Origin of the sequence: Salinimicrobium sediminis (assembly GCF_900215295.1) — a bacterium.
GTDB lineage: Bacteria > Bacteroidota > Bacteroidia > Flavobacteriales > Flavobacteriaceae > Salinimicrobium > Salinimicrobium sediminis.
Genome location: NZ_OCMF01000001.1, coordinates 194,815 through 213,058 on the forward strand (window position 1 = coordinate 194,815; position 18,244 = coordinate 213,058).

At 41.7% G+C, this 18,244-nt stretch carries 19 protein-coding genes; 10 read left to right on the plus strand and 9 right to left on the minus strand.

Annotated elements, in window-relative coordinates:
• Positions 1 to 2: 2 nt before the first annotated feature.
• The gene (locus tag CRO16_RS00985; protein WP_097054488.1) at positions 3 to 1,616 is read left to right on the plus strand and encodes a L,D-transpeptidase family protein; all 1,614 of its coding nucleotides are present in this window, start codon (positions 3 to 5) and stop codon (positions 1,614 to 1,616) included.
• Between the two features lies 1 nt (position 1,617).
• On the opposite strand, the gene CRO16_RS00990 is transcribed toward CRO16_RS00985, so the two are convergent.
• Positions 1,618 to 2,340 carry a murein L,D-transpeptidase catalytic domain family protein gene (locus CRO16_RS00990; RefSeq protein ID WP_245858838.1) on the minus strand — a complete coding sequence of 241 codons (723 nt, stop codon included), beginning with the start codon at positions 2,338 to 2,340 and terminating at the stop codon, positions 1,618 to 1,620.
• A 293-nt stretch (positions 2,341 to 2,633) separates the two neighbouring features.
• On the opposite strand from CRO16_RS00990, the gene gpmI reads away from it, so the two are divergent.
• From gpmI to CRO16_RS01020, 6 genes are read left to right on the plus strand one after another with little or no spacing between them, the layout of a single operon-like run.
• Positions 2,634 to 4,151: a 2,3-bisphosphoglycerate-independent phosphoglycerate mutase gene (gpmI, locus tag CRO16_RS00995; protein WP_097054490.1), complete on the plus strand. Its 1,518-nt coding sequence runs from the start codon at positions 2,634 to 2,636 to the stop codon at positions 4,149 to 4,151.
• 3 nt (positions 4,152 to 4,154) lie between these two features.
• Entirely contained in the window at positions 4,155 to 4,706 is a 552-nt protein-coding gene (locus CRO16_RS01000; RefSeq protein ID WP_097054491.1) for a thioredoxin family protein, read from the plus strand.
• 36 nt (positions 4,707 to 4,742) lie between these two features.
• Positions 4,743 to 5,159 (plus strand): BT0820 family HAD-type phosphatase, encoded by a 417-nt coding sequence (locus tag CRO16_RS01005; RefSeq protein ID WP_097054492.1) that lies wholly within the window; start codon positions 4,743 to 4,745, stop codon positions 5,157 to 5,159.
• Positions 5,156 to 5,971, plus strand: coding sequence for a type I methionyl aminopeptidase (map, locus tag CRO16_RS01010; RefSeq protein WP_097054493.1), 816 nt, complete (start codon positions 5,156 to 5,158; stop codon positions 5,969 to 5,971). The genes CRO16_RS01005 and map overlap by 4 nt, the downstream gene beginning before the upstream one ends.
• On the plus strand, positions 5,972 to 6,535 hold the full coding sequence (locus tag CRO16_RS01015) for an HNH endonuclease (RefSeq protein WP_097054494.1): 564 nt from the start codon (positions 5,972 to 5,974) through the stop codon (positions 6,533 to 6,535). It abuts the gene before it with no gap.
• Positions 6,532 to 7,311 (plus strand): class I SAM-dependent methyltransferase, encoded by a 780-nt coding sequence (locus CRO16_RS01020; protein WP_179670467.1) that lies wholly within the window; start codon positions 6,532 to 6,534, stop codon positions 7,309 to 7,311. The genes CRO16_RS01015 and CRO16_RS01020 overlap by 4 nt, the downstream gene beginning before the upstream one ends.
• 216 nt (positions 7,312 to 7,527) lie before the next feature.
• On the opposite strand, the gene CRO16_RS01025 is transcribed toward CRO16_RS01020, so the two are convergent.
• From CRO16_RS01025 to CRO16_RS01060, 8 genes are all read right to left on the minus strand, one after another.
• Positions 7,528 to 8,541, minus strand: coding sequence for an FAD:protein FMN transferase (locus tag CRO16_RS01025; RefSeq protein WP_097054495.1), 1,014 nt, complete (start codon positions 8,539 to 8,541; stop codon positions 7,528 to 7,530).
• Positions 8,542 to 8,543: 2 nt separating this feature from the next.
• The gene (locus tag CRO16_RS01030) at positions 8,544 to 8,900 is read right to left on the minus strand and encodes a Na(+)-translocating NADH-quinone reductase subunit F (protein ID WP_097054496.1); all 357 of its coding nucleotides are present in this window, start codon (positions 8,898 to 8,900) and stop codon (positions 8,544 to 8,546) included.
• A 94-nt stretch (positions 8,901 to 8,994) separates the two neighbouring features.
• A complete protein-coding gene (gene nqrF, locus CRO16_RS01035) occupies positions 8,995 to 10,284 on the minus strand; it encodes an NADH:ubiquinone reductase (Na(+)-transporting) subunit F (protein ID WP_097054497.1) in 1,290 nt (429 codons plus the stop codon).
• 9 nt (positions 10,285 to 10,293) lie between these two features.
• Positions 10,294 to 10,908, minus strand: a complete 615-nt coding sequence (gene nqrE, locus CRO16_RS01040; RefSeq protein WP_097054498.1) for an NADH:ubiquinone reductase (Na(+)-transporting) subunit E — start codon at positions 10,906 to 10,908, stop codon at positions 10,294 to 10,296.
• Between the two features lie 25 nt (positions 10,909 to 10,933).
• On the minus strand, positions 10,934 to 11,689 hold the full coding sequence (locus tag CRO16_RS01045) for an NADH:ubiquinone reductase (Na(+)-transporting) subunit D (RefSeq protein WP_097054499.1): 756 nt from the start codon (positions 11,687 to 11,689) through the stop codon (positions 10,934 to 10,936).
• A 5-nt stretch (positions 11,690 to 11,694) separates the two neighbouring features.
• Positions 11,695 to 12,435 (minus strand): Na(+)-translocating NADH-quinone reductase subunit C, encoded by a 741-nt coding sequence (locus CRO16_RS01050; RefSeq protein ID WP_097054500.1) that lies wholly within the window; start codon positions 12,433 to 12,435, stop codon positions 11,695 to 11,697.
• Between the two features lie 2 nt (positions 12,436 to 12,437).
• A complete protein-coding gene (locus tag CRO16_RS01055) occupies positions 12,438 to 13,622 on the minus strand; it encodes an NADH:ubiquinone reductase (Na(+)-transporting) subunit B (protein ID WP_097054501.1) in 1,185 nt (394 codons plus the stop codon).
• A gap of 10 nt (positions 13,623 to 13,632) precedes the next feature.
• Positions 13,633 to 14,979, minus strand: coding sequence for a Na(+)-translocating NADH-quinone reductase subunit A (locus tag CRO16_RS01060; RefSeq protein WP_097054502.1), 1,347 nt, complete (start codon positions 14,977 to 14,979; stop codon positions 13,633 to 13,635).
• A 159-nt stretch (positions 14,980 to 15,138) separates the two neighbouring features.
• On the opposite strand from CRO16_RS01060, the gene CRO16_RS01065 reads away from it, so the two are divergent.
• The 3 genes from CRO16_RS01065 to apaG are packed head-to-tail and all read left to right on the plus strand — an operon-like array spanning position 15,139 to position 17,891.
• On the plus strand, positions 15,139 to 16,392 hold the full coding sequence (locus tag CRO16_RS01065) for a type IX secretion system plug protein (RefSeq protein ID WP_097054503.1): 1,254 nt from the start codon (positions 15,139 to 15,141) through the stop codon (positions 16,390 to 16,392).
• Between the two features lie 16 nt (positions 16,393 to 16,408).
• Positions 16,409 to 17,503 carry a DUF3667 domain-containing protein gene (locus CRO16_RS01070; protein WP_097054504.1) on the plus strand — a complete coding sequence of 365 codons (1,095 nt, stop codon included), beginning with the start codon at positions 16,409 to 16,411 and terminating at the stop codon, positions 17,501 to 17,503.
• Between the two features lies 1 nt (position 17,504).
• Positions 17,505 to 17,891, plus strand: a complete 387-nt coding sequence (gene apaG / locus CRO16_RS01075; RefSeq protein ID WP_097054505.1) for a Co2+/Mg2+ efflux protein ApaG — start codon at positions 17,505 to 17,507, stop codon at positions 17,889 to 17,891.
• Positions 17,892 to 18,244 lie beyond the last annotated feature (353 nt).

Genomic DNA, 18,244 nt, shown 5'->3' on the forward strand with positions numbered 1-18,244 from the left:
TTATGAAAAAGAATTTTTTTTACCCCCTGCTCCTCATCTTTTTAAGCCTTGGCGCCTGTAAGGGTGACAGCAATGAACCGGGTACCCAGGCTTCATCGGATAATGCTTCCGAAAATATTGCTGAAGCCACTCCCGACGGCATCAAAACAGAGATCTCTTCTAAAAATGACATTTTTGAAGGCGGTTTACTGGAAAAGATCTACAGTGAAAGAAACTACGAATCTCTCTGGAGGAACGGGGAACATATCTTTTCATTTTACAATAGCCTGGCCGGGGCAGATCTGGAAGGCCTCAACTTTGAGGATTACCACGGCGAAGAAATTGACCGGCTGCTTTCGGCAGGAGATCTTGATGAAGATGAGGCGGCACGGCTGGACCTGTTGCTTTCCGACGCTTTCCTTACTTATGCCCGCCATCTCTACTACGGAAAACTGGATCCCAGGGAACTCAATGAATTCTGGGGTGTGAAAAAGGAGGAAAAAGATCTTGCTTCCCTTCTGAAAAATACTATTGAAAAAGGAAATTTTGAAGAAGTCTTAGAAGGCCTTAAACCAAATCATCAGGTCTATCGCGATCTTAAGACAAGCCTTGCCGAATACGAGAAACTAAAAGAAGAAAATGGGGTGATAAATAAAATCCCCGAAGGCGAATTGATCAATCCGGGAGACAAGGATGGAAGGATTCCGGCAATTGCAAAAAGATTAAAGACGCTTCAGGTGGAGGTGGATACCACCGCCCTGGACAGCACCTATTCTGAAGTTTTGGTGGAAGCCGTTAAGAAATTTCAGCAGAGTAAAAGCATACAGACAGATGGGATCATTGGGAATTCCACAATTTCAGAATTAAATAAGAGTCCTAAAGACCGTTACAAGCAGATCCTTGCAAATCTTGAAAGATGGCGCTGGTATCCACGGGACCTGGGAGAGCATTATATTATGGTCAATATTCCTAATTTTAAACTTGCCGTAGTTAAAGACGGCGATACGGTGAGACAGCATAACGTTATTGCCGGTGCTAAGGAACGTCAAACCCCGATATTTTCAGATACTATTGACCACCTGGTGATCAATCCCACCTGGACGGTCCCCCCTACAATCAAATCCCAGGATGTTCTTCCAAAAATGGCAGCTGATCCCTCTTATTTGCAGCGAAATAACATGGCACTTACCGGACCTAACGGGGAAGCGGTAAATCCTTCTTCTGTAAACTGGAACAGTGAGGCTGCAAAAAGTTACACTTTTACACAAAGAGCAGGACCTTCAAATCCTCTTGGCCGGGTAAAGATCATGTACCCTAATAAATATTTGATCTATCTGCATGACACTCCTGCTAAAAGCCTTTTTAGCCAAACAGACAGAGCAGAAAGTTCGGGTTGTGTAAGAGTGGAAAATGCATTAGACCTGGCCGCGTATGTGGTAGAGAATCAAAGTGAATGGACCAGGGATAAAATTGAAAAGATCGTCGGGTCTGGTGAGACCACTATTGTAAAAGTGGACCGGCCCATCCAGGTCCATCATTTCTATTGGACAGCCTGGAGGGCCGGTGGTGAAACTGTATTTACTAATGATGTCTATGATCTTGATGAAAAGATCTATTCAAAACTGGTAAGAAAATAGTTTATGCTGACTGCGTCTTGAGATAAGTTGAATTTGCAATATAATTATCACTGTTGTGATAGATAAATAAAGCAGATCCTCCTTTTATGGTGTTGATGATTTCTTTAGAAACTTCGGTAGGTACGGCAGGGCATCCATAGCTTCTGCCTAATCTTCCAAGTCTTTTGATGGACTCTTCTTTAGCATAGTCGGCGCCGTGAATGACTACATAGCGTTCTCTCGCTTTAGAATTGAATTCCTTTTCCATGCCGTCAATGAACAGGGAAAGTCCGTTTTTACCGTAATAAGTTTCGGCTGTTACATAAAATCCAAGGGAACTCTGCAGGGAATTGGGTGTATTAGAAAAGTTGGTAGCCATGTTTCCACCGGTGTTCTTTCCGTGAGAAACATAAGTATGGTAGATCACCTCATTTTTATCCATGTCCAGGATCCACATCCTTTTTTCTGTAGAAGGAAGGCTAAAATCTACAATAGTCAATAAATTGTTCTCTATCTTCTTTTCGGCTTCAAGCTTGTTATAACCGGTGAGAGCATAGGTGAAGGAAACCTGGGAAGGCATATTTGCATTTAAAGTGACAAATTCCTCATATAAAAGGTTAATTTTTTCTTCGGCTGTAGGTTCAGCCTTTAGAGTGGGCTTAACTTCTGTTAAATCGGTAGAGGTAGGATTGGCAGTAGGTTCGTAAGTAGTAAAGGCAAAAGAGGCAGTTATAAAACCTGCCATTAAAATTATTTTGTTTATCATATCTTTTTGTTAAATAGTTAGTTGCCAATAAAGTTTCAAAGGTCATACCAAAAACAGGAAACAGACTATTAATACTGTTAAAATGAGATATTTAACATTCTCCTCCAGCTGATTTAAAAACTCAAAAATTGATAAAATATTGTACGAATAAAAATGTGTAGTGTTAAAATTTTGTCTAGACGTCTCTTTCCCCCGTTTGACATTTTCACAAGCATTTTCTTAATCCTCTTAAGGCGGGCATATTTCATATCTTTGCCTAAAATTTACTAAGCATGAATAAAAAAGTAATTTTAATGATCCTGGATGGCTGGGGGATTAGCAAAGATCCTTCAAGATCTGCCGTCGATGCTGCAAATACACCTTTCATAGATTCTTTATATAATCAGTATCCTCACAGTCGCCTGCGTACAGACGGGATGAATGTTGGTTTACCCGAAGGTCAAATGGGTAATAGTGAAGTGGGTCATATGAATCTTGGGGCAGGAAGAATTGTGTATCAGGACCTGGCAAAGATCAATCTGGCTGTTCAAAATAATTCTCTGGGAAAGGAACCTGTACTGGAACAGGCATTTAACTACGCAAAAGAGAACAATAAACCTATACACTTTATGGGGTTGGTTAGCGATGGAGGAGTCCATTCTCATATCAATCATCTTAAAGGTTTACTTACCGCTGCTGATGAGTTTGGAATTTCAGAAAAATACGTCCACGCCTTTACAGATGGACGGGATGTAGATCCAAATTCCGGAAAGGGTTTCATTGAAGACCTGCAAGTGCACCTGGAAAAAACCGGTTCCAAACTGGCTTCTATTGTAGGCCGCTACTATGCAATGGACCGGGATAAACGTTGGGAGAGAACAAAGGTGGCTTATGATCTCGTTGTCAACGGAAAAGGAGAAAAAACCACCAATGCTCCTGAAGCTATTCAAAAAAGCTATGACGAAGGAGTCACCGATGAATTCATCAAGCCTATCGTTATGACCGATGCTGCCGGAAATCCCGTGGCTACCCTTAAAAAGGAGGAAGTAGTGATCTTTTTCAACTTCAGGACAGACCGCGGCCGACAGCTTACAGATGTATTAACCCAGCGGAACCTTGAAGAGCAGGGAATGAAGGCTTTGCCTCTATATTACGTGACCATGACCCGTTATGATGAGAGCTTTAACAACATCAATGTAGTATTCAGCAAAGATGACATTAAAGCCACCCTTGGGGAGGTACTGGAACATGAAGGGAAATCTCAGATCAGGATTGCAGAAACAGAAAAATATCCTCATGTTACTTTCTTTTTTTCCGGCGGAAGGGAAAAACCTTTTAAAGGAGAAAGAAGAATTATGGTAAACTCTCCAAAAGTGGCCACTTATGACCTGAAACCGGAAATGAGCGCTTTTGAAGTAACTGCTGAAATTGTGCCTGAAATTAAGAAAAAATCGGCCGATTTTATCTGTCTTAATTTTGCAAACCCTGATATGGTAGGACATACAGGGGTTTTTGAAGCCGCCGTAAAAGCTTGCGAAACTGTTGATCAATGTGCAAAAGAAGTTATTGAAGCTGCGGTAGAAAATGACTACAGCGTTCTGGTAATTGCAGATCATGGGAACAGCGAATTCATGATCAACGAAGATGGCAGCCCAAATACAGCACATACCACTAATCCTGTACCCTGTATTTTAATAGACAAAGATGTAAAGACCATCAAGGATGGCATTTTAGGAGACATAGCTCCTACGATTTTAAAACTCATGGGAATCGAAAAACCGGAATTAATGACTCAAAAACCTCTTATATAATTTATGAAATTCTTAATGTACCTCATGCTGTTGATCACAGCAACCAACTGCGGAAGTTCCCAACAAAATAAAGCTAAAACTACCCAAACTAAAGCCCCACCGGTAGAAGAACAAAACGACCTGCTCATTGGTAGTATTGATAAAAATGATCTGCAACAGGCGCCGCATTCGGCCTGGTTCGATCCCATGTACCAGTCCTACAAACCCGATCAAAAAGCTCTGAAGACAATTCAGGAAAACATCAATGATTACGATATTAAGATGTTCATGGGTACCTGGTGCGCCGATAGTCAGCTGGAAGTACCAAAGTTCTATAAGCTTCTGGATTTAAGCAATTATGATCTGGACAGGCTTGAAGTTACTGCAGTACAAGAAGACAAAACCTTACCCGATGGGAGTCAAAAGGAGTTTGATGTGATCTACGTCCCCACGATTATCTTCTTTAAAGACGGAGAAGAAGTAGGACGTTTTGTAGAATATCCACAGGATGAACTTGAAAAAGACGTAGCAAAAATTGTTTCGGGGCAGGAATACGAACATTCTTACCAAAACTAGAAGCCATTTTAATGCTGTTTCTATTATTTTTGCATTATGCCCAAATTATTGACCATAGCAGTAGATTTTGACGGAACGCTTGTTGAAAACAGATATCCTCAAATTGGAAAACCTATACTGTTTGCATTTGAAACACTGAAAAAACTGCAGCAGGAAGGACATCAGCTCATTCTCTGGACCTACAGATGCGGCGTAAAGCTGGATGAGGCAGTGGATTATTGTGAAAATAAAGGAATAAAATTTTACGCGGTGAATAAGAGTTATCCGGAAGAGGAATATGACGGCCTTATGAGCAGAAAGATCCTTGCCGATATTTTTATAGATGACCGCAATATCAATGGTTTGCCGCCATGGGGAGAGATCTATCATCAATTAGCCGGTTCTAATGGCGCGAAAGTAAACACTCCCGAAAAAACCAAAGGTCTTTTGAACATATTTAAAAAGTTATCATGATCATACAAAAGTCACGGGAAGAGATCGAATTAATGCGCGAGAGTGCCCTCATAGTTTCTAAAACCCTGGGGATGCTGGCGAAAGAAGTGAAACCCGGAATCACCACTCTCAAACTGGATAAGCTTGCCGAAGAATTTATTCGGGACCATGGTGCCGAACCCGGTTTTTTGGGAATGTATGATTTCCCGAATTCTCTCTGTATGAGCCCCAATGCACAGGTAGTTCATGGAATTCCTAATGACGAACCTCTAAAAGAAGGAGACATTATCTCTATAGATTGTGGAGCTCTTAAAAACGGCTTTTACGGAGATCATGCCTATACCTTTGCCATAGGCGAAATAGATGCTGAAACCCAGAAGTTGCTGAAAGTAACAAAGGAATGCCTCTATCATGGAATTAGGGAATTCAAGATAGGTAATCGTGTGGGCGACGTAGGATTTGCAATTCAGCAGCATGCCGAAAAAAATGGTTTTGGTGTGGTGAGAGAATTAGTTGGTCATGGTCTTGGTGCAAAAATGCACGAAGATCCGGAAATGCCTAACTACGGAAAACGCGGCCGCGGAAAGAAATTTGTTGAAGGAATGGTTGTCGCCATAGAACCCATGATAAATGCAGGTACGCATCGCATCAAACAACTTCGTGATGGATGGACCATTCTCACTGCCGATAACAAGCCCAGCGCTCATTTTGAGCATGATGTCGCATTAATTGATGGCAAACCTGAACTATTGTCCACTTTTAGCTACATTTATGAAGCTTTGGGAATAAGCAGTGACGAGGAGGAAGAATTTATAGCTCATACCTTAAAATAAATGATTAAAAATTTTCGACAGGAGAAATGGCTTCCTTATTATAAGGATACCTGGCAGCCCCGCTTCAAATACGCCGTGTCCAATTACGGCCGCGTGGTGAGCTATGTGAAAAATCCTGAAGGAGATCTTTTAAAAGGCGGAAAATCGCAAGGCTTTCTCACCTTTGTTGCCAATCTCAAAAATGGCAAAAAACAAGCTTCCTATATTCATCGGGTAGTTGCCGAACTTTTTCTTCCGCGGAAGGAAAATGAAGAGTATGTAATCCATAAGAATTACATCAAAACTGAAAATAAAGTAAGTAATCTTGCCTGGGTCACCAAAACCGAATGGGTAGCACACCAGCAGAACAATCCGCAGGTGAAGGAGAATAAGCTGAAGCGTAAGTTGGGAACAATAAAATGTTATTCCAAGCTCACCTATGCCCAGGCCACCGTGCTCAAGAAAAAACTTCTGGATCCAAACCGAAGGACCAGGATAAGGGTGCTGGCAAAGCAATTCGGCGTTTCTGAAATGCAGCTCTACCGCATAAAGTCGGGAGAAAATTGGGGAGATATTAAAGTATGATAGGAAAAGCTTTCAGGTTTTTTCTGAACAGGATTCCCCGGCCTTTGCTCATCAGGCTGAGCTATTATATTAAACCCCTTTTCCTGCTCACGCTCCGCGGAAATAAATACACAGATCCCATCGATGGCCGAAGCTTCAGGAAATTCCTCCCTTACGGGTACGAACAACAGCGGGAGAATGTGCTCTCCCCTTCTACCCTTTCCCTGGAACGGCACCGGTTATTGTGGCTCTACCTGAAGGAACATACAGATTTTTTTACCGCTCCTCATAAAGTGCTTCACTTTGCGCCGGAACAGGCTTTCTATTCCCGGTTTAAAAAGCTGAAAAATCTTAACTACACCACGACCGATCTCAATTCTCCCCTGGCCGATGTAAAAGCTGATATTTGCAATCTTCCGTTTGAGGATAATACCTTTGATTTTATTCTATGCAATCACGTGCTGGAGCATATCCCGGACGACCATAAAGCAATGGCTGAACTTTACCGTATTTTAGGACCCGGAGGTACAGCTATTCTTCAAATTCCGCAAGACCTGCAGCGTGAGAAGACCTTTGAAGATAATTCAATTACAGACCCAAAGGAAAGAGCAAAGATCTTTGGTCAGTACGACCATGTAAGAGTGTATGGAAGAGATTTTTTTGAGCAGCTAAGGAAAACCGGCTTTCAAGTGGAAGAAGTGGATCTTACTTCCCGAATGGATCCAGGTTTTGTCGATAGATACAGGCTGGCCATAGGAGAGATCATTCCGGTGGCGAGGAAGTCTTTGGTTGATTAGTTAATTGGGGATTGGTTAATAGTTGTGGGTTGCGGGTTGCGGTGAAAAAAAATACCCGGCACCGATTACAAATCCGCGCCATCGGGACCTGAATTACAAATTGTAATCGAAATTTAAACAACTGACGAAATTTTTCCCGGATGTTTGAAAATGTCAACTTTTTTATTTCCCCTGCCCACTCCTAACTTCTACTCACGAGGCACTGAGCACTGAAAATTACAAATTTGTCATCACCTCTTTAAAGCCAGGTGTGACAAACTCTTTCATTTCGCCATCAAGCGCAGCATAAATAAAATAAACATCAATATTCTCCACCCGGGAAAGCATCATTTTTGAAAGGTCATATCCCATTGCCATAAATGCGGTAGCATAAGCATCGGCTAAGGCACAATTTTCGGCAAGGACAGTTACACTGAGTAGATCGCTTTTTTGCGCAAAGCCGGTAAGGGGATTGATCGTATGCACGAACATGGTATTGGTTTGAGGATCAAGACGGTGCTTCCGGTAATTGCCGGAGGTGGCCATAGCACGATCTTTAAGTTCTACTGCAGCAGTTAAAACTCTTTCCTCCTGTTGCTGGGGATCATCTATACCTACTGTCCAATAAGCTTCCTTAGAACGGTTCATGCCTTTTGCCAGCAATTCACCTCCAACTTCTATCAGATAGTCTTCAACTCCCTTCGAATCCAAATAATGACCAACAAGATCTATAGCATAACCTTTGGCAATAGCATTAAAATCCAGGTAAACTTCGGGGCTTGCTTTAATGACCTTATTACCCTTTAGTTGCAGCTTATCAAAACCTACATATTGCATAAGGGAATCAATGGTCACCGAATCTATGATCTTGGGACCTGTTTCAGGACCAAAGCCATATTGATTGACCAAATCACCCACAGTAGGATCAAAATAGCCATTGCTTTCCTGGTAAACTTCTTCAGCTAACAGATATACCTCCCTGAAAAGAGAATCCACTACTACTGTACTGTCGCCACGGTTAAGACGGGAAATATCGGAGGATTCCCTGTAGGTGCTCATGGAGCTGTTCACTCTCTCAAAAATAGAGTCTAAAGCCTTGTTCAGCTTGAGATCCTTGGGAGCATAGTACTTAATATTATAGGTAGTTCCCAGAGCTTCTCCCCCTGCCGATCTTTCTTCGGGTCCAGGGTTGCAGGAAATAAATAATAAAACAGAAAAGATAGGAACAATAACGGGTCTCAAAAATGTCATTTTTAGATCTCTTTTAATCCGGGGTAATTTACAACGTAATCTTCTGAACTTGATACAGGTAGTTCATAATCTTTGGAATTGGCCAGGCCAACTCCGGCATAAAAGGTCCTGGCTTCAAATTTTAGAGCATGTTGTTTGACCGATTCCAGGAAGATCATATCCACCTCCCGCGGGTCGTATGGATATTCTATCGCCCTCACAATTACAAAGTGCAGCTTCTTGTCTTTAAGAGCAACGAACTGCGGATCTTTCTTGAAATCACTATTCACTCCAAGAAATTCATATCCCTGATCTTCCAGGTCCTTTCCCACGATGTTCATCGCCAAATTATGTAATTCCTGATCTGTCAATTGCGGCATAGGCACAAAATTACCTCATTTTTTGAAAAGATGTTCAAACTTAAACAAAAACAGCTGCCAAAAGGCAGCTGTTTTATCTATAATTTGCTTTAGATTATCCTCCAAAGTCATCAAATCTTACATTTTCTGGCGGTACCCCAAAGTCTTCGGCCATTTTTTCAACAGCTTTGTTCATTAATGGTGGTCCACAGAAGTAGAATTCTATTTCTTCCGGTTCATCGTGATGGCTCAGATAATTATCGATCACCACCTGGTGAATGAAGCCCACAAATCCATCTCCTTCTCCTTCAATTCCATCTTTTACTTTCCAATTGTCTTCTTCAAGAGGTTCAGAAAGGGCGATGTAGAATTTAAAGTTAGGGAAATCTCTTTCCAGAGCTCTAAAATGTTCAGTATAGAAAAGTTCTCTTTTTGAACGTCCACCATACCAGTAAGTCACTTTTCGTCCTGTCTTAAGGGTTCTGAAAAGGTGATACAGGTGAGAACGCATTGGAGCCATCCCGGCACCACCACCTACGTAAAGCATTTCGGCATCGCTGTGGTTGATAAAGAATTCTCCATAAGGCCCTGATATAGTTACCTTATCTCCTTTTTTCTGATTAAAGATATAAGAAGAAGCGATACCTGGGTTTACAGACATCCAGTCATTCTTTGCACGGTCCCATGGCGGAGTCGCAACACGAACGTTAAGCATGATCCTTCTTCCTTCAGCAGGGTAAGAAGCCATAGAGTACGCTCTTTCCACGATCTCAGGGTTTTTCATTACCAAAGGCCACAGGTTGAATTTATCCCACTCCAGTTTGAACTTATCGGGTTCTCCCGGGTGTTCTTCAGGGTGAGCTTCAATATCCATATCGGAATATTTTACTTCACACTTAGGAATTTCGATCTGAATATATCCACCGGCTTTGTAGTCCATATCTTCAGGAATTTCAACAACGAATTCCTTGATAAAAGATGCCACGTTATAGTTACTTACTACAGTTGCCGTCCATTTTTTAATTCCAAAGACTTCTTCAGGAATAGTGATCTTCATATCCTGCTTCACCTTCACCTGACATCCAAGACGCCATCCGTCGGCAATTTCCTTACGGGTAAAGTGGGGCTCTTCAGTAGGAAGGATAGTCCCCCCTCCTTCAGAAACAATACATTTACACTGTATACAGGTTCCACCTCCACCACAGGCAGATGGCAGGAACAGTTTATTTTCACCAAGAGTAGAAAGAAGAGTTCCTCCCGATCCTACTTCAAGATCCTTTTCATTATTAATGTTGATCGTTACCGGTCCCGATGGCATTAATTTAGCCTTTGCTCCCAAAAGAACAGCAACCAGAATTAAAATAAGGACTAAAAATACAATTACACTTGCTACGATTACTTCCATTACTTCTCTCTATAATTTAATTCCCATGAAACTCATGAATCCCAGGGCCATAAGCCCGGTGATGATAAAGGTGATCCCCAATCCTTTCAAGGGAGCAGGAACATTTGAATAAGTGATCTTTTCTCTAATGGCAGCAATACCTAGGATCGCAAGGAACCAACCGATCCCACTTCCCAGACCGTAAGTAGCGGCATATCCAATTCCCGGGAAATCCTTTTGTTGCATGAACAATGCTCCTCCAAGAATTGCACAGTTTACCGCGATCAAAGGAAGGAAGATCCCAAGTGCTCCATAAAGTGCAGGGGCGAATTTCTCAACTACCATTTCTACCAGCTGTACCATCGCAGCAATTACTGCAATGAACATGATAAAACTTAAGAAACTAAGGTCAATGCTGGCGTATTCTTCGTTAAGCCAGCTTAGTGCTCCAGGTCTTAAAAGATATTTATCGAGTAAGAAGTTAATAGGTACAGTAATAGACAAAACGAAGATCACCGCGGCACCTAATCCAACTCCTGTTTTAACTGTTTTGGATACTGCAAGGTACGAGCACATTCCCAGGAAGTATGCAAAGATCATATTCTCGATGAAGATGCTCTGTACGAATAAATTTATATAATCCATAGTCGAATATTTTGTTGTTTACAGATTAGGCTTCAATTAATTTTCTGTTCCTTGCCCTTTGTACCCAGATAATAATACCTACTACAATAAGGGCCATAGGTGAAAGAAGCATCAATCCATTATTTTCATAACCAAAAGCGTATAGCCCGGTTGATTCTGCAAGAGTTGCCCCTTTATGTCCAAGAACCTCGTATCCGAATAATTTTCCGGCTCCAAGAAGTTCTCTAAAGAAAGCTACAATGATAAGGATAAGACCATATCCTGCTGCGTTCCCGATTCCGTCAAGGAAGGATTTGTAAACTCCGTTTCCAAGAGCGAAGGCTTCAAGCCGCCCCATCACAATACAGTTGGTAATGATAAGTCCGATGAATACCGAAAGCTGCTTACTCACGTCATAGGCATACGCTCTTAACACCTGATCAACAAGTGCCACCAATGAAGCCACAACTACCAGCTGTACGATAATCCTGATCCTGTTTGGAATCATGTTCCTTAAGGCTGAAATGATCATGTTACTAAAAGCCATTACTGCCATTACCGCAATTGCCATAACAATTGCCGGTTCCAGCTGAACGGTGATCGCAAGTGCCGAACATATCCCCAGTACCTGTACGGTAATTGGGTTGTCATCATCTAAAGGATCTGTAAGTAACTTCCTGTTTGCTTTTGATAAGAAATGCTCCTTTTCCTCTGAATCTGAAAGGAAGAGGATCATTGCATCTTTCTTTTCCTGGTCCACCTCAGCGCTATGCTCAGGTTTGTTATTTTTTTCCTGTGCCATAATTCTTAATTATTTGCAACGTTTACTTCAGTTTTGCTCTTGAAATAAGGCAGGTAATGTTTCAACCTTTCAGAGATCATATCACTAACACCGTCTCCCGTGATCGTTGCCCCGGAAATAGCGTCTACCTTATTATCATCTTTTGATGTACTGGTATTTCCTTTTACAACAGAAACGCCAATAAGCTCTCCATTATCATTAAATATCTTCTCATCGGTAAAACGCTGCCTGAACCATTCCTGGGTAATTTCGGCACCCAGCCCCGGAGTTTCCCCAAGGTGATCGAACACTGCACCTTTGATGGTGTTCACATCCTCCTGTAAGGAAATGTATCCAAAAATAGCATTCCAAAGACCTGCTCCTCTAAGCGGAATAATATAATAGGTCTCCCCTTCTACCTCGGCTATATATAGCGGGAAGTTCTGTTCTTCGGGAGTACGTTTGATCTCTTTTGCAAGATCCACGTCAAAGGCATTGACACCTTCTTTTTCCTGACCTTCATTATTAAGAACGATCTGCTCCTTAATATATTCGTTGAACAAGGCTTCTGCCCCTGCCCTGTCGGTTTGGACACCTACAGTGGCAAGAATGTTCTGCATTTTCTCCTGGCGGGCATTCTCATATTGCATTGGCTGCAAAGAAGTAGCCGCAAAGGCCAGTACCACTCCCACCACAATCACCATTACTATAGCAAAGATGAATGTATAGGAATTGGAATTCGTCTTATTTACTGCTTTCTCTTCCATAACTAAACTGCCGTATTAATTTGTGCGTTAATACCCTCATTCTTTCTTTTCAATCTTCGCTTAATATTTGCCTGGATCACATAATGATCGATGGTTGGTGCAAATACGTTCATCAAAAGAATTGCAAGCATCACTCCTTCGGGATAAGCCGGGTTAAATACCCTGATCATTACAGAAAAGAATCCTATTAAAAATCCGTAGATCCATTTCCCTTTTAAAGTTTGCGATGCAGATACAGGATCTGTTGCCATATAAACGATACCAAAGGCAAGACCTCCCACTATAAGGTGGTTATACCATGGGAAGTTTGTCAAAGCATTTCCTTCAACACCCATCATAGGAAGAGCATTAAAGATCAATCCCATTGCAGCTGCGCCTATGACGGCACTCAACATGATCCTCCAGCTACCTACTTTCGTAAAGATGAGGAACAAAGCGCCCAATAGGCATAATACCGCAGAGGTTTCTGAAACCGATCCGGGAATAAGACCCATGAACATATCCATGCTGTCATATTCTACAGGCTGGCCGGCTGCAAGAGTTCCTAAAATAGTTTCTCCCGATACCCCATCAACTTTAGCAGCATTCATTACCCACACCTGGTTTCCAGACATGTATGTCGGGTAAGCAAAGAAGGCAAAAGCACGCGCTGTAAGCGCAGGGTTAAGAATGTTCATTCCCGTTCCCCCAAAAGCCTCTTTTCCAATGATCACCGCAAAAACAACAGAGATAGCAAGCATCCAAAGAGGTAAACCAACAGGCATGATCATTGGGATCAAAAGTCCTGTTACCAGGTAACCTTCGTTTACTTCATGCCCTCTAAAAATGGCAAAGGCGAATTCGATTCCAAGTCCCACCGCATAAGATACCACGATCATTGGCAGGATCTCCAAAGCTCCATGTCCAAAAGCATCCCAGAAATCAACTTCGGGCTGAATTTGCTTCAGGTACTGGTATCCCGTATTCCACATACTGAAAAGCAGTACCGGAATAAGAGCAATAACCACAGTGATCATCACTCTTTTTAAATCTACAGCATCCCTAATATGAGCTCCTTTTTGGGTGGTATGATTTGGAGTATAAAGAAAAGTATCCAAAGCGTTGATCGCCGGGGAATACTTCTCAAGTTTCTTCCCTTTTGCAAAGGGCTCTTTAAATTTATCTAATTTTTGTCTAATCCATTCCATAGTAAATAGTTTATCCTACTTCGGTGATCATAAGATCCAGCCCTAATCGTATTATTTCTTGTGCCTCTATTTTTGAAGTATTCACGTAATCTATCAGCGCAAAATCTTCAGGAGCTACTTCATAGATCCCAAGATTTTCCATTTTTTCGATATCGGCACCCATGCAGGCCTTCAATAACTGCATAGGAAAAAGATCCATTGGCAAAACCTCTTCCATTTCCCCTGTAACCACAAGAGCTCTCTCCTCCCCATGAAGGTTGGTATTCACCTCGTATTTCCTTTTAGGAAACATCCAGGTTAGGGAGGTTCGGGAATTAGAAGGAATATTATTATAGGTAAAAGGCAGCCAACCAAACATACGATACTGGTTACCTTCAGGAATAAGGGTTAATTCATTGGGAAAGAATCCGAGATATTGATCCCTGTTCACCTGGGTTCCTGTAAGTACATCTCCCGAAATGATCCTTACATCTTTTGTTGAAACATCTCCAATAAGTTCTGCAACAGGAGCTCCAATTATGGTTCTGTAGTATTTTCTATCCTTAGCTTCACTTCCGCATACAGCAACTGTACGAACAGCTGTAAATCTTCCGGTTAGGAAAAGATCTCCAATATTCGCGACATCTTCCGGTTTTATGGTCCAAACTCTTTCCCCGGCATTAATCGGGTCGATCTTGTGGATCTGCACTCCAACATTGGCAGCTGGATGTGGCCCAAAAACCTTGTGGATCTCTACATTTTGAAGACCACTAAAAGTACCGGCGCCATTACCTGGAACAGAAACATGTACTTTTCCGGGAGTCAACCTTGAAAGCGCATTAAGTCCTGCCTGAAAAGCATCCAGACGATCTTTAAGAATAAATTCAACATCTGCAGAAAGTGGGGCGGTATTTAAAGCCGAAACGAAAATAGCTTTAGGCGTATCCTTTGGATCGGCAGGAATATCATAAGGGCGTTGGTTTAGAAAAGCTCCACCACCGCTCTCAAGAATTCTTGCTTTTACAGCATCTGCATCGGCAGAAAGTGGATCCATGGTGCCGAATTCACGATAGGAATCTGAAGCATCTGCTTCGATCACCACCTCAAGAATACGGCGTTTTTCTCCCCTTTTAATCTCCTTTAAAGTTCCGCTAACCGGGGATGTGAATCGTACCTCTCCTGTATATTTGGAAAAGAAAAGCTCATCACCTGCTTGTACTTTTGCCCCTTCTTTTACAACCATCTTTGGGATCACCGCATGAAAATCTGGCGGTTTAACAGCGTAAGTTTTAAAGCGGGACGCATCAACAAGGACTTTCTCGGCTTCCCCCTTAAGGCGAAGCGTCAATCCTTTGTTTATTCGAATGTCATTGGACATAGGATGAAGTGTTAAAATTTCATTTAAAATCGGGCAAATTTACTCATTTCCCACCCATACTTCCCAATTAAAAGTAAAATAATTCCTCCCCCTAATTGTTAAAGTGAGGAAATAATGATGGTAATCAGTTTTTCAGTATCTTTAAATTTATTTTCATGCATGAAGGCTATATTTACCCTCTCCTTTTATCTTTTTATCGCCACTCACACCCTAACCGGGCAGGGAGTTATTGAGACGCCGCCACCCAACTATATTCGTACAGTAATATTTCTGGGTGCTTCGGAATATAGCGGAGTTCCAATCATTCGGCTGGGAGAACCGCTTTATCTTGAATTTGATGATGTTATTGGGGATGAAGCCAATTACTATTACACAATCGAACATTTCAATTATGACTGGACGCCATCGGAATTATTAAAAACCGAATTTCTTGAAGGCTTTGATAACGTCCGCATTACAGATTACCAAAACTCCTTTAATACACTTCAGTTATTTTCTCATTATGAACTTGAAATCCCTAATACTGATACCCGCGGCTTAAAGGTAAGCGGAAATTATCTACTTAAAGTATTTAACGAGGAAAAAGAGCTGGTGTTTTCCCGAAAGTTCATGGTATATGAACCCCTGACTTCCGTAGAAGTAACCGTAAGAAAATCCCGGGAAGTCAAATTTATTCAAACCCGGCAGGTTGTAAACTTTGAAGTTAATTCTCCCGATTTCATCATTCGCACTCCCGAAGAATCGGTATGGGCGGTGATCCTGCAGAACAACAACCTAAAAACTGCCATTTTTAATGTGAGGCCGCAGTACCACGTGGGCACCTCCCTTATTTACAAATATGATCAGCTAACCTCATTTTGGGCAGGGAATGAATACCTCAACTTCGACAGCAAAGACCTTAGGGCGGCTACAGTAAAGATCCGTTATATCGATGTGCAGGAGCTGTACCATCATTATCTATTCAGGGACCAGATTAGAGCTTTTCAGCCTTACACCTACAACCCCGACATCAATGGGAAATTTGTAGTGAGAAATTATCAGGCAGAAAACGATGATATAGAAGCCGATTACGTTTGGACGCATTTTGCCCTGGCAACCCCAGAGCCTTTTGAAGATGGTGAAGTCCACCTGTTCGGGGAATTCAATAATTTTCAGCTTGATGAAACCACCCGGCTCAATTACAATTTTGAAACCGGAAATTATGAAACCGCCCGCCTTTTTAAACAGGGCTTTTATGATTATAAATATGTTTTTCTGCGGAATGAGGGAATTCTGGACGAAGGTTTTATAAGTGGGAATTTTGTGAGTACGGAGAATGAGTACACCGTGCTCATCTATTACCTGCCTCCCGGCGGAAGATATACCAGGATCATTGGCATGGGCCAGGCTACTTCTCTTAATATAATGAATTAGATTCTGAAGTTTATCTATGGAAAGGGATAAGAATTTGCCGGTTATCCGTTCTGAACGGCACAAGCTGAAATACCGCAGTACATTTTGCCTCAACTGTTATCATCCCCTGGACATCAGCGAACAGTATTGCCCCAACTGCAGCCAGTTAAACAGCACCAAAAAACTCGCTTTTAACGACTTTTTCAATGAGTTCTTTGCAGGAATCTTCGCCTATGACTCGCGCTTTTACAGGACCTTAGGAGTACTGCTTTTTAAACCGGGTAAGATATCGAAAGATTACATTGAAGGCAAGAGGGTACGCTATGCCAATCCATACCGGTTCTATCTTAGTGCCTCCATCATATTTTTTCTTCTCTGGAGTTTCACCCATGAGATTGAACCTCCGGTAAATATTGATTCTAAACCCACCACAGAAGAACTTAAGCAGGCAGATTCCCTAATTGCACAGCAACGGATCGAAAATCCTCAACTCGATCTCATCCTCCCGCCTCAAAGTATTGACACCTCTGCTTCAGATACACCCACTTATGTACCCGAAGCCGCTTTAGACACTATGAGTTTTTCTAAGAGGTTTACCACACGGTGGGAAGTTTTTTCAGACCACTACAAAAGGACCGAAATGATGAATTCCAGGGTAGCGCTCGATAGCCTGAATTATAAGAATTCTGCCTTTAATCAATGGTTCTATAAAAAGACTGTGGATGTAGAAAGGTTCAGTTCAGACGGGAATCTCTTCTGGAATTATTTCTACGGAAAACTACCTTTTATCATTTTCTTTTACCTGCCGGTTTTTGCACTCTTCATATGGCTCCTGTACCTGCGAAGGCCTTTTACCTACATGGAGCACCTCATCTTCACCTTTCATAACCAAACCACCTGGTTTGTATTATATGGGATAGCCATTTCCATAAATGCCATTTTTGACACCGCTGCACCAACCTGGATCGCTACTTTTATTTTCGGGTATTATCTTTACCGTGCCTTCCGCACATTTTATTGCCAGTCAAGAGTTAAAACCCTTTTAAAGTTTATTATTATAAATATTATATTCTTTATTTTAGCCTTAATCGCTGCTACTTTTTCGGTACTGGCATCTTTTGCGATTTACTAGGATGATACAACAAGTTACCAGAGGCATAAAGATCTCAATTGAAACAAATTTTGAAGGAACCTTTTATAAGAATTACAGGGTCCACTTCGCCTTTGGGTATCAAATAACCATTGAAAATCAAAGCAAGGATTCCGTCCAGCTCACTTCCAGGTTCTGGAAGATCAAGGACGCCCTTAACCGTACTGAGATCGTTGAAGGCGAAGGCGTAATCGGCAAAAAACCGGTAATCAAACCGGGAGAATCCCATACTTACAAAAGCGGATGCTTACTCACCTCTCCTTTTGGCTCCATGAGCGGGTTTTACAACATGATCAATTTCACCTCCACCAGGAAATTTAGAGTAGCCATTCCTTCCTTTAAACTTAGTGCCCCTTTTGCGCTGAATTGATTCAAAATTTAAGATTCAGGATTTTATATTTTCCCTTTAAGTATTATTGCGCTCTGCCAGGAGAACTTCTCTTGGTATACATGTAAAGCGCTAAATTGAAAAACCCTGTCAACGGTTGTAAACCCTGATAGCGGTTGAGAATTTAGTAATCCCAACTTTACTTCATCTTCAAATCCTCAAATTCTCAAATTATCGTTAGCAGGCTTGGGCATCTTCAAAATGAACAAATTTCCAAATTCTCAAATTTTCAAATTCTTTTATTTTTTAGGAATAAAAATGGGTGTATTCACCTATACCTCAATGTTTTAAATTGAGTAACTTTAGATGAATTTCTCCGAATTAACTCCCCCTTC